The organism is Microbacterium sp. NPDC079356, assembly GCF_049545465.1.
Classification (GTDB): Bacteria; Actinomycetota; Actinomycetes; order Actinomycetales; family Microbacteriaceae; genus Microbacterium; species Microbacterium gawkjiense.
Genome location: NZ_JBMWDN010000003.1, coordinates 296,725 through 311,055 on the forward strand (window position 1 = coordinate 296,725; position 14,331 = coordinate 311,055).

At 71.9% G+C, this 14,331-nt stretch carries 14 protein-coding genes and 1 riboswitch; of the genes, 5 read left to right on the forward strand and 9 right to left on the reverse strand.

Translation table 11 applies throughout. From position 1 onward, the window contains the following. Positions 1 to 10: 10 nt before the first annotated feature. The 3 genes from ACPEH0_RS09980 to ACPEH0_RS09990 form a co-directional block, all read right to left on the reverse strand. Positions 11 to 253, reverse strand: coding sequence for a PLDc N-terminal domain-containing protein (locus tag ACPEH0_RS09980; RefSeq protein ID WP_217531628.1), 243 nt, complete (start codon positions 251 to 253; stop codon positions 11 to 13). A gap of 23 nt (positions 254 to 276) precedes the next feature. Then, positions 277 to 1,245 carry a squalene cyclase gene (locus ACPEH0_RS09985; RefSeq protein WP_366214028.1) on the reverse strand — a complete coding sequence of 323 codons (969 nt, stop codon included), beginning with the start codon at positions 1,243 to 1,245 and terminating at the stop codon, positions 277 to 279. A gap of 63 nt (positions 1,246 to 1,308) precedes the next feature. Beyond that, a complete protein-coding gene (locus ACPEH0_RS09990; protein WP_366214027.1) occupies positions 1,309 to 2,103 on the reverse strand; it encodes an NAD(P)H-binding protein in 795 nt (264 codons plus the stop codon). Between the two features lie 179 nt (positions 2,104 to 2,282). Between ACPEH0_RS09990 and ACPEH0_RS09995 the strand changes: the two genes are divergently transcribed. The 3 genes from ACPEH0_RS09995 to ACPEH0_RS10005 are packed head-to-tail and all read left to right on the forward strand — an operon-like array spanning position 2,283 to position 4,740. Further along, complete coding sequence (locus tag ACPEH0_RS09995) at positions 2,283 to 3,143, forward strand: ABC transporter substrate-binding protein (protein ID WP_366214026.1); 861 nt, start codon at positions 2,283 to 2,285, stop codon at positions 3,141 to 3,143. Positions 3,144 to 3,163: 20 nt separating this feature from the next. Next, complete coding sequence (locus tag ACPEH0_RS10000) at positions 3,164 to 4,009, forward strand: amino acid ABC transporter permease (protein WP_366214025.1); 846 nt, start codon at positions 3,164 to 3,166, stop codon at positions 4,007 to 4,009. Then, positions 4,006 to 4,740 (forward strand): amino acid ABC transporter ATP-binding protein, encoded by a 735-nt coding sequence (locus ACPEH0_RS10005; RefSeq protein WP_217531624.1) that lies wholly within the window; start codon positions 4,006 to 4,008, stop codon positions 4,738 to 4,740. Before ACPEH0_RS10000 ends, ACPEH0_RS10005 begins: the two co-directional genes overlap by 4 nt. A 204-nt stretch (positions 4,741 to 4,944) precedes the next feature. On the opposite strand, the gene ACPEH0_RS10010 is transcribed toward ACPEH0_RS10005, so the two are convergent. Next, positions 4,945 to 5,835, reverse strand: coding sequence for a bifunctional methylenetetrahydrofolate dehydrogenase/methenyltetrahydrofolate cyclohydrolase (locus ACPEH0_RS10010; protein ID WP_366214024.1), 891 nt, complete (start codon positions 5,833 to 5,835; stop codon positions 4,945 to 4,947). A 124-nt stretch (positions 5,836 to 5,959) separates the two neighbouring features. Next, a complete protein-coding gene (gene glyA / locus ACPEH0_RS10015) occupies positions 5,960 to 7,234 on the reverse strand; it encodes a serine hydroxymethyltransferase (RefSeq protein ID WP_366214023.1) in 1,275 nt (424 codons plus the stop codon). Between the two features lie 38 nt (positions 7,235 to 7,272). Beyond that, positions 7,273 to 7,356: riboswitch (ZMP/ZTP riboswitch) on the reverse strand. 67 nt (positions 7,357 to 7,423) lie between these two features. Here glyA and ACPEH0_RS10020 point away from each other — a divergent pair. Together ACPEH0_RS10020 and ACPEH0_RS10025 are read left to right on the forward strand one after the other, a co-directional pair. Continuing rightward, a complete protein-coding gene (locus ACPEH0_RS10020) occupies positions 7,424 to 8,902 on the forward strand; it encodes a family 20 glycosylhydrolase (protein ID WP_366214022.1) in 1,479 nt (492 codons plus the stop codon). Next, positions 8,890 to 10,038 carry an N-acetylglucosamine-6-phosphate deacetylase gene (locus tag ACPEH0_RS10025; RefSeq protein ID WP_366214021.1) on the forward strand — a complete coding sequence of 383 codons (1,149 nt, stop codon included), beginning with the start codon at positions 8,890 to 8,892 and terminating at the stop codon, positions 10,036 to 10,038. Before ACPEH0_RS10020 ends, ACPEH0_RS10025 begins: the two co-directional genes overlap by 13 nt. A 110-nt stretch (positions 10,039 to 10,148) precedes the next feature. On the opposite strand, the gene ACPEH0_RS10030 is transcribed toward ACPEH0_RS10025, so the two are convergent. From ACPEH0_RS10030 to ACPEH0_RS10045, 4 genes are read right to left on the reverse strand one after another with little or no spacing between them, the layout of a single operon-like run. Beyond that, positions 10,149 to 11,045, reverse strand: a complete 897-nt coding sequence (locus ACPEH0_RS10030) for an ROK family protein (protein ID WP_366214020.1) — start codon at positions 11,043 to 11,045, stop codon at positions 10,149 to 10,151. Between the two features lies 1 nt (position 11,046). Further along, positions 11,047 to 12,009, reverse strand: coding sequence for a carbohydrate ABC transporter permease (locus tag ACPEH0_RS10035; RefSeq protein ID WP_217531618.1), 963 nt, complete (start codon positions 12,007 to 12,009; stop codon positions 11,047 to 11,049). Next, on the reverse strand, positions 12,006 to 12,977 hold the full coding sequence (locus ACPEH0_RS10040) for a carbohydrate ABC transporter permease (RefSeq protein ID WP_366214019.1): 972 nt from the start codon (positions 12,975 to 12,977) through the stop codon (positions 12,006 to 12,008). The genes ACPEH0_RS10035 and ACPEH0_RS10040 overlap by 4 nt, the downstream gene beginning before the upstream one ends. Before the next feature lie 52 nt (positions 12,978 to 13,029). After that, positions 13,030 to 14,292, reverse strand: a complete 1,263-nt coding sequence (locus tag ACPEH0_RS10045) for a sugar ABC transporter substrate-binding protein (RefSeq protein ID WP_366214018.1) — start codon at positions 14,290 to 14,292, stop codon at positions 13,030 to 13,032. Between the last annotated feature and the right edge of the window lie 39 nt (positions 14,293 to 14,331).

The window sequence follows — 14,331 nt, forward strand, 5'->3', positions numbered from 1 at the left end:
GCGCGAACCGTCAGGTGCGGGAGTCGGGGCGGCCCTCGAGGCCGGCCCGCCGACCGACCGCGAGCCAGGCGACGGGGCCGAGGACCGGGACGAACAGCACCACGAGGACCCAAATCAACGCCTGCACGGCGGTCAGACGGCGCGCCACTCGCGAGAGCGAGACGATCGCGACGATCGCGAGCCCGATGATGACGACCGCAACGACGGACCAGACGACGTCGTAGCCGGCCGGGAAGAGCGGATTGACGGTCACACCTCCGAACCTACGCGATGCGGTCACCGCGCGGCATCCCACCACTGCAGCGCGCGGAGCGCGAGGAAGGTGAGCCAGCGCGAGGGCTGCCCCTCGGGAGCGTCGACATCGAACCAGCGGCGCCCTTCGAGGACGCGACCCTGGTGCCACGTCCCGTCGGGCTGCTGCGCGGCCCGCACCAGGTCGACGGCGTCCGAGAGTCGCTCGTCGGGGGCGACGCCGTCGTGCAGGGATGCCTCGCGGAAGTGGTCGAGGGCGGCGAGTGCGCTGTAACGGTGCCGGTTCGGGTAGACGAACTGCGTCACGAAGGGTCCGACGAGGTCGCCGGTCGACAGCCGGTACAGCAAGCGGCGCTCGAGCAGATACTCCTGACCGCGTCGGCGACTGTCGCGCAGGGCGGCGTCGCCCGTGAACTCCTCGTGAGCGAGCATGCCCCGCAGGGCGTTGAGGGTCGAGTGGAACGAGCTGCGGACGGAATCACCCTCCTCGGCCTCGCAGTTCCACCCGCCGTCGGCGAGCTGATGCTCGGGGAACCACTGCACGAGCCGCGAGACGTCGGCGCCGAGCCAGGCCCCGGTCCCGAGCGTGAAGGCGTTGATGCAGACGTCGACCTCGCCGCCCCAGTAGGGCAGGTCGTCGTACTCCCACCGGCTGTGGCGGTCGAGCTTGTCGGCGGTGTCCCCGAGGGCGGATGCCGGGACTCCCCACTCGCGCAGATCCTTCAGCGTCCAGGTCGTCGCCGTCCACGGCTGCCCCGGCATCTCCGATTCGGGGCTGCCGAAGAACCCGGCCGGGAAGTACGCGCCGCCCTCCCACTGTCCGTCCTCACTTTGCTGCGCGAGCAGGGCCGCGCCGTACCCTTCCGTCGCGACACGGGCGCGCGTCGCCTGCCACCCCTCGGCGGGCTCCCCCGCGAGGTCGCGCTCGACCTGCCATCGCAGCGACGGGTCGGAGTCGCGCAGCCAGTCGAGGATCCGGGGGTCGACGCTCATGCGCTCATCCTCCCGCGCGCCTCCGACACCCGCCAGGGGTCGACGCCCAGGCTCCCGCGGCGGTCAGCGCTCGGCGAGCATCTCGCCGTAGCCGTCCTCGAACGTCGGGTAGGCCAGCGGGCCGACGACCGAGCGCAGCAGCGCGCCGTCGAGCACGGTGCCGCGCCGCTCACCCGGCGCGTCGCGCGGCGGCACCGGCACACCGAGGCGTCCGGCGAGGAAGGTCACGACCTCGCCGAGCGTGGCGGGGCGCTCGTCCGTGCCGTGCACCACCCGCGGCGGGACGTCCGCGGCGAGCAGGGCGAGGATCGTCCGCACGACGTCGGTCTCGTGGATGCGGTTGGTCCGGCGCTCGTGGTCGACCGGCGCACCGGCCTGGACCTGCCGGATGAGGCGGTCGCGCCCGGGACCGTAGATCCCCGCCGGCCGCAGGATGACCGCGTCCAGCAGGTCGACGGCGCGCACCTCTCCGTCGACGAGCTGCTGCGCGCGCGGACCCGCCGGGCGCGGCTCGTCGGCCTCGGTCAGGGGGCGGTCGTCGCCGTACCCCTCGAAGACGCGCGTCGACGAGACCCACACCGTCCGCCCCGGCGCCGCGGGGAGCGCCGCCGCGAGATGGCTCGCCGCCATAGCGAGGAAGTCGTCGTCCCCGGGCGGCAGTGTCACGACGACGGCGTCGACGGCCGGCAGCGGGCGTTCCAGCGGACGCGAGAGGTCGGCCGCGATGTGGTGATGGTCGGGCTCGGATGCCGCCGACCGCCGCAGTGTCCAGACCTCGCGGCCCGCGTCGCGCAGCGCGGCCGCGACACGCGAGCCGATCCGACCGGACCCGACGATGAGAGTGCGAGAAGGAGTCACCCCGTCATCCTCTCAAGCGCTTACCGGCCCGCGGCGATGACGGGCGTGTAACAAAGCGACGCTCCGGGGCCCGCGGCATCCCTCCCCGCGCGAGAATGAGGGTCGGCACCCGCCCGATCGCGCGGCGTCGCCACCCGAACCCCCTCGACCGAGCCTGCTCGGCGCCTCCGGAGGCCCTCATGTCCCGTCGTCCCGCCCTGCGCACCGCACTCGCGGCATCCGCTGCCGCCCTCGCCCTGCTCCTCGGAGGTTGCGCGTCGAGCGCCGCGCCGAGCGCCTCGTCCTCATCGGATGCGGGCCCCTCCCCCGACGACTACGTCACCCCCGGCAAGCTGACGATCGCGACCGGCGAGACCGCGTACGAGCCGTACGTCATCGACGACGACCCGGAGTCCGGCGAAGGCTTCGAAGCCGCCGTCGCCTACGCCGTCGCCGACAAGCTCGGCTTCGCGAAGGACGACGTCGAGTGGGTGCGGACGAGCTTCGACGCGGCGATCGCTCCGGGACCGAAGAGCTTCGACTTCAATGTTCAGCAGTACACGATCACCGACGAGCGCAAGCAGGGTGTGGACTTCTCGTCGCCCTACTACTCCGCCAGCCAGTCGCTGATCGCCCTCAAGGGCGGTAAGGCCGATGGCGTCACCGACCTCGCGGGGCTCAAGGACATCACGATCGGCGCGATGGCGAACTCCACGAGCGCCCTCACCCTCGACGCGCTCGACCTCGGACTGAAGCCGAAGCTCTACAACTCGAACGAGGACGCCACCGCCGCCCTGAGCGCCGGCCAGGTCGACGCCGTCGTCCTCGACACCCCGACCGCTTACGTCGCCGTGAATTTCTACATCGAGAACTCGTTCTTCGTCGGCGAGCTGCCGAAGTCGGGCATCGAGGACCAGTGGGGCCTCCTCCTCGCGAAGGACTCGCCGCTGACCCCCGCCGTCAGCGCCGCCGTCGACGAGCTCCGCGAGGACGGCACCCTCGCCGACCTCGAGGAGAAATGGCTCTCGGGTCTGACCGAGGGCGTCACCGAGCTCCAGTGAGGGCGCGCTAGCGTCGATCCGTGACCACCCGCATCCCGAGCGAGCTCGAGCTCGACCGTCGCGCCTACCGGCGCGGCCGCGAACGGCGATCCGTGCTGATCGCCATCGCGTCGACCCTCGTCTTCGCCGTCGTCGTCTGGGCGACGGTGATCAACACCGAGGGCTGGTCGAAGGTCCAGCAGAGCTTCTTCGACCCGGCGGTCGCCGTGCAGGCGCTCCCGGTCGTGTGGGAGGGCTTCCTCCTCAACCTCACCGTGCTCGGCATCTCGATCTTCACGGTCGGCGGCGTCGCGCTGCTCATCGCCCTGCTCCGGACGCTCCGCGGTCCGGTCTTCTTCCCCGCGCGGATGCTGGCCGCGGGCTACACGGACCTCTTCCGCGGGCTGCCGTTCATCATCGTTCTCTACCTCGTAGGGTTCGGCCTGCCGACGGTCGTCGGGGAACGCATCGACGAGCTGTTCCTCGGCGTGCTCGCGGTGACGCTGACCTACTCGTCCTATGTCGCGGAGGTCATCCGCGCGGGCATCGAGTCCGTCCACCCGTCCCAGCGTCTGGCGGCCCGCGCGCTGGGTCTCAGCCACGTCCAGTCCCTCCGCCGCGTCGTCCTCCCGCAGGCCCTGCGAAAGATGACGCCGGCGCTCATGAACGACTTCGTCTCCATGCAGAAGGATGTCGGGCTCATCTCGGTCATCGCGGGCCTCGACGCGCTCGCACGAGCCAAGGGCGTGGTCGCCACGACCTACAACTTCACGCCGTACGTCGTGGCCGGCATGCTGTTCATCCTGCTCGCGATCCCCACCATCCGCCTCACGGACTGGTACACGGCCAGACTCCGGGAGCGCGAGCAGACGGGATCGGTGCTGTGAGCGCGGTCCTGCGAGCCACCGGCATCCACAAGTCCTTCGGCGACCGCGAGGTGCTGAAGGGCGTCGACGTGTCACTCGCCGCGCACGAGGTCGTCGCCCTCATCGGCGCGAGCGGCTCGGGCAAGTCGACGCTGCTGCGCTGCCTGGGACTGCTCGAGCCGATCGACGACGGACAGATCTTCCTCGGCGACGAGGACATCTCCGATCCCCGCGTCGACGGCAACCGCGTCCGTGCACGGCTCGGGGCGGTGTTCCAGAGCTTCAACCTCTTCCCGCACCTGTCCGTGCTCGACAACGTGACGCTCGCCTCGCGCGTCGTGCACCGGGTGCCGCGGCGCGAGGCCGAGAGCCGCGCCCGCGAGCTGCTCGCCCGCGTCGGCCTCGCCGACAAGGCGAAGGACCACCCCGACCGGCTGTCGGGGGGTCAGCAGCAGCGCGTGGCGATCGCCCGCGCGATCGCGACCGACCCCGAGGTGCTGCTGCTCGACGAGATCACGTCCGCGCTCGACCCCGAGCTCGTCGGAGAGGTCCTGGAGCTCGTCCGCGATCTGGCGTCCGAGGGCGCGACGATCCTCATGGCGACGCACGAGATGGCGTTCGCACGTGACGTCGCCGACCACGTCGTCTTCCTCGACGCCGGCACGATCGTGGAGCAGGGCCCGCCGTCGGAGGTGCTGCGGCATCCCCGCGAGGAGCGCACCCGCGCCTTCCTCGCCCGCTTCACCGCCTGAGGCCCCGCGCGGGTCACTCCCCTGTCACGACACGCCGCGCACCCCCGCAGTTTGCGACAGGCGAGCGGCGTCGGGCACCACCCCCAGGGCTCCCCTGTCACAACACGCCGCGCGCCTCCGCAGATTGCGACAGGGGAGCGGCTTCCGAGACGTGAACGAGGGATGCCGGGCGACACCCGGCATCCCTCGTTCACAGCCGTCGCGTCAGGCGCGCAGGCCCGCCGCGCGCTCGGCGACCTCGACGACGTTCGTCATGAGGAGCGCGACGGTCATGGGGCCGACGCCGCCGGGGTTCGGCGAGAGCCAGCCGGCGACCTCCGCGACGTCCGGGTGCACGTCGCCGTAGACGCGGCTCTTGCCGGTCTCGGGGTCGTCCTCGCGGGTGACGCCGACGTCAAGCACCGCCGCGCCGGGCTTCACGTGCTCGGCGGTGACGATGTGCTTCACACCTGCTGCGGCCACGATGACGTCGGCCTCGCTCAGGTGCGCGCCGAGGTCGGTCGTGCCGGTGTGGGTGAGCGTCACGGTCGCGTTGTACTCGCGGCGCGTGAGCAGCAGACCGATCGACCGGCCGATCGTGACACCGCGGCCGACGACGACGACGTGCTTGCCCGCCAGGTCGTAACCGTTGCGCACCAGCAGCTCGATGACGCCCCGCGGCGTGCACGGCAGCGGCGAGGTGATCGGGGTGTTGACGTTGAGCACCAGGCGACCGAGGTTCGTCGGGTGGAGGCCGTCGGCATCCTTCTCCGGGTCGATGCGCTCGAGGATCCGGTCGGTGTCGAGGTGCTTCGGCAGGGGCAGCTGCACGATGTAGCCGTGGCACGCCGGGTCGGCGTTGAGCTCGTCGATCAGCGCCTCGACCTGCTCCTGCGTCGCGTCGGCGGGAAGCTCCCGCTGGATCGAGTTCATCCCGATCGCTTCGGACTGCCGGTGCTTCATCCCCACGTAGAGCTGGGATGCCGGATCCGCCCCCACGAGCACGGTGGCGATCCCGGGCGTCACACCGTGCTCCTTGAGCACGGCCACTCGCTCCGCCAGCTCGGTCTTGATCGCGGCCGAGGCCGCCTTGCCGTCGAGGATCTGCGCGGTCATCGTGTCTCCTGTCGTCGCCCCTCGACCGCGAGACTGCACCGGGAGCTCGAGACCGCGGTCCGCGACCGCTGTCTCGAGGCGTGCGTGCAGTCTCGCGGGCGGAGGAGGGGCCGGATGCCGGGGGTCACTGCTGGAGGCCGGGGTACAGCGGGAAGGCGTCGGCGAGCGTCGCGACGCGCGCGCGCAGCGCCTCGAGGTCGGCACCCGGCTGCAGCGCGAGCGCGATGACGTCGGCGACCTCGGTGAACTCGGCGTCGCCGAAGCCGCGGGTCGCGAGCGCCGGGGTGCCGATGCGGAGCCCCGACGTGACCATCGGCGGGCGCGGGTCGTTCGGGACCGCGTTGCGGTTGACGGTGATCCGGATCTCGTGGAGCAGGTCCTCGGCCTGCTTGCCGTCGATCGCCGCGTCGCGGAGGTCCACGAGGACGAGGTGCACGTCGGTGCCGCCGGAGCGGACCGAGATGCCGGCATCCTTCACGTCCTGCTGCGAGAGCCGGTCGGCGAGGATCGCCGCGCCCGAGACGGTGCGCTGCTGGCGTTCCTTGAAGGCGTCGGATGCCGCGAGCTTGAACGCGGTCGCCTTGGCGGCGATGACGTGCATGAGCGGGCCGCCCTGCTGACCCGGGAAGACGGCCGAGTTGATCTTCTTCGCGATGTCGGCGTCGTTCGTGAGGATGAAGCCCGACCGGGGGCCGCCGATCGTCTTGTGCACGGTCGACGAGACGACGTGCGCGTGCGGCACGGGCGAGGGGTGCAGGCCGGCCGCGACGAGACCGGCGAAGTGCGCCATGTCGACCCAGAGGAGGGCCCCGACCTCGTCGGCGATCGCGCGGAACGCGGCGAAGTCGAGCTGACGCGGGTAGGCGGACCAGCCGGCGATGATGACCTTCGGCTTATGCTCGAGGGCAAGACGCCGCACCTCGTCCATGTCGACGAGCGAGGTCTCGGCGTCGACGCCGTACGCGACGATGTTGTAGAGACGGCCCGAGAAGTTGATCTTCATGCCGTGGGTCAGGTGGCCGCCGTGGTCGAGCGAGAGGCCGAGCAGCGTGTCGCCGGGGCGGGCGATCGCGTGCAGGACGGCGGCGTTGGCCGAGGCGCCCGAGTGCGGCTGGACGTTGGCGAACTCGGCGCCGAACAGCGCCTTGGCACGCTCGATGGCGAGCTCCTCGGCGACGTCGACGACCTCGCAGCCGCCGTAGTAGCGGCGACCGGGGTAGCCCTCGGCGTACTTGTTCGTGAGAACGGAGCCCTGCGACTGCAGCACCGAGACGGGAACGAAGTTCTCGGAGGCGATCATCTCGAGGAACCCGCGCTGGCGGTCGAGCTCGCGCTCGAGCACATCGGCGATCTCAGGATCGACCTGGGAGAGGGGGGCGTTGAACAGCGAATCGGTCATGACGATCTCCTGACGACGGCTTTCGGGATGAGGAATCTCGCATCGGCCCAGGCGCGCGGTCGAATGCCGTGTCAATCGCTCCCCGGTGGTAGCCCACCTCAACGCCAGTCGCGACACTGCGAGCATAACGGATGCCGCCGCTGCTAGGCTGGCCCGATCGGTTTTGTTAGGACACCTTACAGAACGGTGGTGGCGGTGCTCCCCCTCCCCCTCGTGCCCCTTCCCGCAGACGTCGCCGTCGCGGACGGCGCCCCATTCGCGCTGACGGGGGCGGCGGTGACGGGCGATCCGGATGCCGCCGCGCACCTGCGCGCGCTCGTCCGGACCCGCACGGGACTCGACCTCGGCACGGGCGACGGCATCGCATTGGCGGTCGACGGGTCGGGCCCGGCGGAGTCGTACCGACTCGAGGCGTCGACCACGGGCATCCGGATCACGGGAGCGGATGCCGCGGGCCTCTTCTACGGCGTGCAGACCCTCGTCCAGCTGGTCGGACGCGACGGCGGCGCGTGGGTCGTCCCCGCCGTCCGGATCATCGACAGCCCGCGGTTCGCGTACCGCGGCGTCATGCTCGACGTCGCGCGGCACTTTCACGACGTCGACACGGTGCGGGCGTACATCGACCGGGCGGCATCCCTCAAGCTCAACGTCCTGCACCTGCACCTGTCGGACGATCAGGGCTGGCGGCTCGAGCTGCGCTCGCGCCCCGAGCTCACCGCGAAGGCATCGGCCACCGCCGTCGGCGGCGCCCCCGGCGGGTACTACACGCAGGACGACTACCGCGCGGTCGTCGCGTACGCAGCATCCCGGCACATGACGGTCGTGCCCGAGTTCGACATGCCCGGCCACACGCACGCCGTCGGCCTCGCGTACCCCGAACTCGCAGAGGCCCCCGCCGTCGAGGTCATCACCGAGGGGTCGACGCCGGTCGCCGGCGAGCCCTACACCGGGATCGGCGTCGGGTTCTCGTCGCTGCGCATCGGCGACGAAGCGACGGATGCCTTCGTGCGCGACGTGTTCGCCGAGCTCGCCGAGCTCACCCCCGGCCCGTGGCTGCACTTCGGCGGCGACGAGTCGCTCGGCACCACGCCCGAGGACTTCGCGCGTTTCGTCGCGTCCGCGAGCGCCGCGATCGCGGCGCTCGGCAAGACCCCGGTCGCCTGGCACGAGGCCGGCGCCGCGGCGGGTCTTGCGCCCGGCACGGTCGGTCAGTTCTGGGGCTTCGTCTCGCTGACGGATGCCGCGGCCCGCCACGCGCGCGCGTTCGCCGAGCGAGGCGGCCGGCTCATCCTGTCGCCCGCCGACGCGGTCTACCTCGACATGAAGCCCACCGCAGACTCCCCGCTGGGGCTGACCTGGGCGAACGGTCCGACGAGCCTCGCCCGCGCGTACGACTGGGAGCCGACCCGTGTCGTGGACGGTGTCGACGAGGCGACGATCCTGGGCGTCGAGGCGCCCCTGTGGACTGAGACCGTCGCGACCCTCGAGGACATCGACGCCCTCGCGTTCCCCCGCATCGCGGCCGCGGCGGAGATCGGCTGGTCGCCCGCGTCGGGCGCGGAGCGCTCGTGGGCGTCCTTCCGCAGCCGCGTCGGCGGTCTCGGACCGCTGTGGACGACCCTCGGCATCCGCTTCCCCGCCCTCGAGGAGGTGCCGTGGACGACCTGAGCCGCATCGTCCACTCGGTCCGACTCGTCGACGGCGGCACCGAGACCCCGGACGCGTGGATCCACGTCGTGGCCGGCCGGGTCGCGGCATCCGGCACCGGTGACGCCTGGCGCGGGCTCGACGCGGACGAGGTCGTCGACGCGCGGGAGGTCGCCGGCGACGCGGCGCTGCTCACACCCGGCTTCGTCGACCTGCACGGCCACGGCGGCGGTGGCCGGGCGCACGAGGAGGGGCGCGGCGCGATCCTCGCGGCCCGCGCGCTGCATCTCGCCCACGGCACGACCCGCGCCGTCGTCTCCCTCGTCGCCGGCTCGCCGGCGGATCTGCAGACCCGCCTCGGTGTCATCGCGGATCTGGCGGAGACGGATGCCTCGGTCCTCGGCGCGCACCTCGAGGGACCGTTCCTCGACCCGGGTCACCACGGCGCGCACGACCCCGCACTTCTCGTTCACCCGACACCCGGCGCGATCGAGGCGCTGATCGCCGCCGCGCGCGGCTCGCTCGTGCAGGTGACCCTCGCCCCCGAGCTGCCCGGCGGACGCGACGCGATCGCACGCCTCACCCGCGCCGGGGTCGTCGTCGCGGTGGGACACACCTCCGCCGACGCCGACCTCGCCCGCGACGCGTTCGAGGCGGGCGCCACGCTGCTCACGCACGCGTTCAACGCGATGCCCGGCCTGCACCACCGCGCCCCGGGCCCGGTGGCCGCGGCGACCGGCGACCCGCGTGTGACGATCGAGGTCATCGCCGACGGCGTGCACGTGCACCCCGACGTCATCCGCATCCTCTTCGCCGCCGCCCCCGCCCGCATCGCGCTCGTGACCGACGCGATGGCCGCCGCCGGGGCGGCCGACGGGACCTATCGCCTGGGATCGCTGTCCGTCACGGTGCAGGCGGGCGTCGCGCGGCTCGCGGACGGCACGATCGCGGGGTCGACGCTCACGCAGGACGCCGCTCTGCGCACCGCCGTCGCGGCGGGGGTCGCGCTGCCGGACGCGGTCACGGCCCTGACCTCGACGCCCGCGCGCACGATCGGCCGGCCGGAGCTCGGCTCGCTCGCCGTCGGCGCCGTCGCCGACGCGGTGCTGCTCGACGCCGGTCTGCAGGTGCGGCGGGTGTTCACCGGCACGGTCTGACGCGGCATCCGCTCGGCGCGGGGTTCGCGTCGTCGTCCCGGATCAGGCACCCGTGGGCCGTTTGGACCGTGAGCAACTCGCCGGGACGGAATCCCGTACCGCGGCCCGCCTCAGACCCCGGTCACCGCGGTCGCGCCCGCCAGGAGCGCCGCGCCCCGCGCACCGATAGGCGCGTTCCGGGGCGTCGACACCACGCGATCGGCCAGCTCCAGCGAACCCAGGAAGGCAGACCCGGATGCCGCAGCGGCCAGGGCCGTGCGCACCGGATCACGCAACCGCTCGCCGAGGTGCGACACCCCGCCGCCCAGCACCACGACATCCACGTCGGCGGTCAGGACGAGCAGCTGCACGGCCGAGGCGACCCCGCGCACGACGTCCGCGCGCAGGCCCGCGGCGAGCGGGTCGCCCACCTCCGCCGCGTCGAACACGTCGGCCACCGGCAGGGCGGCAGGCTGCGCCCAGCGGGCGGCCACGGCCGCACCGCCGGCGAGCGCCTCGATGCACCCGCGCTGCCCGCACGAGCAGGCGGGCCCGGCGGGGTCGACGCTGACGTGGCCGATCTCGCCCGCAGCGCCGCGCGCGCCGCGCCACGGCATCCCGTCCCGGACGATGCCCGCGGCGATGCCGGTTCCGAGATTCAGGTAGGCGATCGACCCGGCACCGGGGAGGAGGGACGCCGCACCGACGGCGGCCGCGCGGACGTCGTTCTCGACGACGGGGCGGAGCCCGGTCCGGGCGCCCACCACCTCGGCGAGGTCGAGCACGTCGATGCCGAGGTTGAGCGCGTGGCGCACGACACCGTCCGGCGACACCTGACCCGGTACCCCGATCCCCAGCGCGTCCGGGCGCGCGCCCCCGGTCACGACCGTGACGACGGCGACGATCCCGTCGACCACGGCCTCCGGGCCCCAGCCGGTCGCCCGCCGCTCCTCGGCGATGACGCGTCCGGCGTCGTCGAGCGCGACGGCGAGGGTCTTCGTGCCTCCGACATCCACTCCGATGCGCACGTCAGCCCTTCACGGCGCCGGACACGAGTCCACCCGACATCCGTCCCTGCACGATCAGGAAGAAGACGACGACGGGGATCGAGATGAGGGTGGATGCCGCCATCACCGCCCCCCAGTTGGTGGCCTCGGTCGCGGACTGGAACGACAGCAACCACGGCGGCAGGGTCAGGTTCTGACCGCGCAGCAGCAGGAGCGCCATCGTGAACTCGTTCCACGACTGGATGAAGGCGAACACCCCCGTCGCGACGAGGCCCGGGGCGAGCAGCGGGAAGGTCACCTTCCAGAACGCCTGCGAGCGGGTGCAGCCGTCGATCATCGCGGCCTCCTCGAGGTCCACCGGGACGCCCGCGACGAAGCCGCGGAGGGTCCAGATCGTGAAGGGGACGACGGCGGCGACGTAGACGATGCCGAGCCCGACGAGCGTGTTCATGAGACGCCAGTCGTCGATCATCCCGTAGATCGTGAACATCATCGCCTCGCCCGGGATCATCTGGACGATCAGCACCGCGACGATGAAGGACCGGCGCCCGCGGAAGCGGATGCGGGCGACGGCGATCGAGGCGAGGAAGGCGACCAGCAACGTGACGACGAGCACACCGACGGTCACGAGCCCCGAGCTGAGGAGTCCGTGCACGAAATCGGTCTGCCCGGGCGCCGCGGGCCGCGTCCACGCGGTCTCGTAGTTGCGGAGCGTGAAGTCCAGCGGCAGGAAGCTCGGGGTGCGGCTGATGATCGACTCGCCGCTCGTGAACGACATGTTCAGCATCCAGTACACGGGGAAGACCGAGCAGGCGAACACGACGAGGGCGGCGACGTTGAGCAGGATGCGGCCGAGCGGCGAGCGCCGCGGCCGCCGCGCCGCGAGCGACCCGGTGACGGGCGTCTTCGCGTGGCCGACGGGTCCGGCGACCTCGTCGACGCCGACGGTCGAGAGCTGGGCGGCGGGGGTGATCTGGGTGCTCACAGCTCCTCCTCCTTGAGAGTCGTGCGGACGTAGCCCCACGAGAGGGCGAGCAGAAGGATGACAGTGAGCACGCCGATCGCGCTCGTCACCCCGAACTCCCCCACGCCTTGCCGGAAGATGTAGGTGCCGAGCACGTTCGTCTCCGAGACGAGACCGCCGCGCTGCTGGAGTGTGTAGACCTGCGTGAAGATGCGGAGGTTCCAGATGACCTGGAGCACCACGACGACGGTGACGACGTTGCGGAGGTAGGGGTAGACGACCAGGCGGAAGCGCTGCAGCCCGGTCGCGCCGTCGAGCGACGCCGCTTCGAGTACCTCGCCCGGCACCTGACCGAGCGCCGCGTAGAGCGTGAAGGCCGCGAACGGGACGCCCTGCCAGACGACGATGATCGTCAGCACGACGAAGAACGACCACGGGTCGAGCAGCCAGGAGTGGTTCGTGAAGTCGCTGGTCCCGGTGACGGTGTTGAACAACCAGTTCACGAGCCCGTACTCTGCGTCGAAGATCCACCCCCACACCGTCGTGGCCGCCAGCGGCGGCATCGCCCACGCCAGGAGCAGCCCGACCGACACGAGCAGCCGCCAGCCGCGCGTGAGGCGCGTCATGAGCACCGCGACGAGGGCACCGAGCCCGACGATGAACACGGTCATGACGAGCATGAGCCCGAGGCTGCGCACGAGCACCGCCGGGAAGTCCGACGCGGTGAACACCTCGAGGTAGTTGGCGAACCCGACGACGTCGGGCAGGGTTTCCTGCACCTTGTTGCGGATCGAGTAGTCCGTGAACGACTGGACCACCATGAGGACGGCCGGGTAGCCCACCATCACCGCGAGGATCACGAGGGAGGGACCGAGCAGGGTCAGTGCCGCTGCCCCGTCCTTGCGACGACGGGCACGTTCGCGCGCGGCGCCGGCGAAGCGGTCGCGGGGTGCCGGCGCGGGAGCGGGCCGGGTCAGGGTGACGGTCATCGGCATCCTCCGGAAAAGGGTGCAGGGGGCGTCGCCGCCCCCTGCACCGGGGTCACGAGTTGAGGATCGACTCGATCTGGCCGTCGAGCTCGGTCGCGATCTGCGTGACGTCGCCGCCCTGGGCGATTTTCACGAGCGCGTCCTTGATGACGCCCGCGGACTCGACCTCGGCCCACTTCGGGCTGGCCGGGACGGCCTTGGAGGATGCCGCGGCCTTCGCGGCCTCGGCGGTGATGGCGTCGTCGGGCAGGTACTGCGCGAACGAGGTGCGCGCGGGGATGAGGCCGTTCTCGGCGAGGATCTTCTGGTAGCCCTCGGAGAGGATGATCTCGAGCGCCGCCTGGGCCTTCTCCTGCGCGTCGGACTTCGCCGCGATGGCGACGTTCGAGCCGCCGGCGAAGACGGGGGCGACCTCGCCCGCGCTCATGCCCGGCAGGGCGAAGGCGGCGAGGTCCTTGCCGGCGCCGTCGGGGCAGCCCGGCGCTTCGGCGTCCGCCGGCGCGAGGATCGACCACTTCACCCACGCGGGCGCCGACAGGAACCCGATCTCGTCGGCGCAGAAGGGCACCTGCGGGTCGGCCTCGTCGGCGTCGGCGGGAGCGATGGTCGCGTTCTCGTAGACGTCCTGCAGCATCGTCAGGCCGGCGACGCCGCCCTCGCTCGAGAACCCGCCGACCCAGGTGTCGCCCTCGAGAGTGGCGATCTCGCCGCCGTTCGCCCAGACGTAGGGCAGGGCGTTGTACCAGTCCTTGCCCGGAGCGTAGATGCCGGACTTCGTGGCGGTGGTGGCCGCGATCCCGTCCTTCACGTAGTCCTCGAGGGTGGCGGGGATCTCGCCCGAGAAGGTCGACGGCGAGTAGAACACGACGCGCGACCCGGCGTAGTAGGGCGCCGCGTAGAGCGTGCCGTCCTCCGATCCGAGGTCGACGAAGCTCTGCAGCATGTCATCGCCGCCGAGGTCGTCCTGGATGCCGGAGAGGTCGGCGAACAGGCCCTGCGAGATGAAGCCGGGTGCCTGGGTGTTGCCGACCTCGACGATGTCGGGCGCATCGTTGGACGACAGCGCGGCGACGTACCCTTCGGCGGTGTCGGCCCAGGTCTTCTCCTCGATCGTGAGGGTCCACCCGTCGTTCTGCTCCTCGAAGGTCTTCTCGAGGTAGTCGCGCGCGTCCTGGGGGGTGTCGGTGCCGACGAGCCAGACGGTCAGGTCGCCGGTCTCGGCGCTTCCCCCCGCAGGGGTCGAGGCGCCGGCGCAGCCGGACAGGACGAGGGCCGACGCGCCGAGGAGCGACAGTGCTCCGAGGGTCTTCTTCATAGCGGTTCCTTCACTGTGTGGGATGCGGCGACCCGGGCG